This is a genomic window from Photorhabdus hainanensis (genome assembly GCF_018448965.1).
Lineage (GTDB): Bacteria > Pseudomonadota > Gammaproteobacteria > Enterobacterales > Enterobacteriaceae > Photorhabdus > Photorhabdus akhurstii.
This window is the reverse complement of the sequence record NZ_RCWD01000166.1, coordinates 1-212: the sequence shown is the minus strand read 5'-3', so window position 1 is coordinate 212 and position 212 is coordinate 1. Positions and strand designations below refer to the sequence as shown.

At 45.8% G+C, this 212-nt stretch carries 1 rRNA gene; it reads left to right on the top strand.

What is annotated here, in order from left to right:
- Positions 1-111: 111 nt before the first annotated feature.
- A 23S ribosomal RNA gene (locus EAE92_RS25655) occupies positions 112-212 on the top strand; the annotation flags it as partial.

Genomic DNA, 212 nt, shown 5'->3' with positions numbered 1-212 from the left:
GCTCTTTAACAATCTGGAACAAGCTGAAAAATTGAAACACTCAGTAATATCGACAAGGTATTATTGGGGAGTCTCTCAAGCTGAGCAATCCGAGACTTTTTCGGGTTGTGAGGTTAAGCGAATAAGCGTACACGGTGGATGCCTAGGCAGTCAGAGGCGATGAAGGACGCGCTAATCTGCGAAAAGCGTCGGTAAGCTGATATGAAGCGATA